This window comes from Neisseria sp. 83E34 (genome assembly GCF_001308015.1).
In the GTDB taxonomy this organism is placed as follows: domain Bacteria; phylum Pseudomonadota; class Gammaproteobacteria; order Burkholderiales; family Neisseriaceae; genus Neisseria.
On sequence record NZ_LGYH01000027.1, the window covers coordinates 1 to 1,912 of the forward strand.

Sequence of the window (1,912 nt, forward strand, 5' to 3'; positions counted from 1 at the left end):
TCTTTGATAATCACAAAGACCGACAACAATATCTGTTTTATTTCCACAATAATCAGATTGGCACGCCTCACGAGATGACCGACATCCACGGCAATTTACTGTGGTACGGCAGCTACTCGGCTTGGGGTTCTCTTGCGTCTGAAAAGCGCATCTATGAAAACGTTCATCAACCTTTCCGTTTGCAGAACCAGTATTTCGATGCTGAAACGGGGCTTCACTATAATTTCTTCCGTTACTACGAAGCAGAGACGGGACGCTTTACCAATCAAGACCCTATAGGCTTGGTTGGTGGGGATAATCTTTATTGGTTTGCGCCGAATATTCAGAATTGGATTGATTTTCTAGGCCTGCAATCTTGGCCAACTCCTCCTTCTAATATACCTGGTGGCCCATGGACACCTGCCACAGGACAACGTCCAGGCTCATATAATGGTACAAATCCTCCCGGTACGAAAGGATCTAGACCTTTTTGTCAATATGTTCCCCCAGAGGGGACTGGCCCCAAAGGAGGGATGCCGGGAGCTAAACAAGGATATTTCAAAGTAAAAAATCAAAATGGAAAAGGGTGGCAGAGATATGATTTAAAAGGAAGACCAATTACTGCGGAACAAGCTCACCCTGGTAACTCTCAAAATAATAGAAGCATGAGAGTTGTTACACCATCTGTATTACCGAAATCTTTTCTATTTGGACTAGGATTATTATTAACGCCTTCACAAATAAGCAAATGTCAGGACTTACAATATTCTTTGGAAGCTGAAGAATGTAACAAAAGGAAATAAAAATGGAAATTATCAATAACTATACATTAAACAAGGAGCTAAAAAAATTTGGGTTATGCGTTGATGATTTGCAAAATATAAATTTTATATCAAAAAAAGAATACCCTATTGAATCTATGTTAAACGCATACAAAAATGCTCAATCCATAATTAATATTTCCTACAACATAATAGGTTGGCTGACTGAAAAAAAAAGTTATTCATCTGTTTTTTTCAAACTTTCTTTAATTTCTTGCTTGCTTTATGAAAATAATTTCATAGTCACTAAGTTATTAACTCCTGCCGGAGAACAACATTTAAGAAATTTAATAAAAAAATTAAACTTAGAAGATAAGTATTATGATGCTTACAAATTTAAAATGGTTAGTAATATTAGAGAAGAAGAAATTTATGAAAAACTTTTATTACAACAAATAATCAATTATTTATTAGTTCAAGAAGAACATGGCAGTTTTGTTTCTATTTCAGATAATCATTTCAGACTTGTTAGCATTCAGGACGGTTTAATATCAATAACTTCAAATGATTATATCGCTATTGAAAGTAATAAAATCAATAAATTATTAAATCCTGATGATGTTGAATATAAAGAATGGTTGCCACATTAAGCAAGCCGTAGCCTGCATAAAAAGCTCCTTTCACAGGTAGCAATCCGTAGCCTGCATAAAAAGCTCCTTTCACAGGTAGGGTGTGTGCCTTAGGCACGCACGCGTTATCATCTCTCAAGGCCGTCTGAAAAAAACACCCATATTACGCTATAATCCTTTAACCCTTATTTTTCAGACGGCCACGGCTGTCATTTATCCAACCCTTTAACCCCCGGACAACCATGGCATCTTTCGGTAACACCATAGGCATCCTTATTCCCCAGCCTTCCGCGCCGGCCATGGTGTCCCAAGGCTCCGCCAATCCGCCCGAACCGCTCACGAATGCCGCCGGCCCCGTCGATGTGATCGAGATGGTAGCCGATGTCGCTTCCACCGCTTTATCGATTGTCTCCCCAGATTCCGCCGTATCCGCAGCCGTTGATGCGGCTTCTACGGTGATTTCTTTAGCCTCGATGATTCCGGGAGTGCCGGGACCGAAGCCGCCTACTAAAAAGACCGTTAGCGGTTTTAGCGGCGGCGGGG

General features: G+C 40.1%; 3 protein-coding genes. All 3 read left to right on the top strand.

Features of this window, described 5'->3' with window-relative positions; all coding sequences use genetic code 11:
- Positions 1-782, top strand: a 782-nt coding sequence (locus tag AKG09_RS11765) for an RHS repeat domain-containing protein (protein ID WP_197272160.1), incomplete at its 5' end; no start/stop codon positions are given.
- Between the two features lie 2 nt (positions 783-784).
- Positions 785-1,390, top strand: a complete 606-nt coding sequence (locus AKG09_RS11470; protein ID WP_054619553.1) for a hypothetical protein — start codon at positions 785-787, stop codon at positions 1,388-1,390.
- 221 nt (positions 1,391-1,611) lie between these two features.
- The coding region (locus tag AKG09_RS11475) for a hypothetical protein (protein ID WP_197272161.1) at positions 1,612-1,912 on the top strand (301 nt) is incomplete at its 3' end.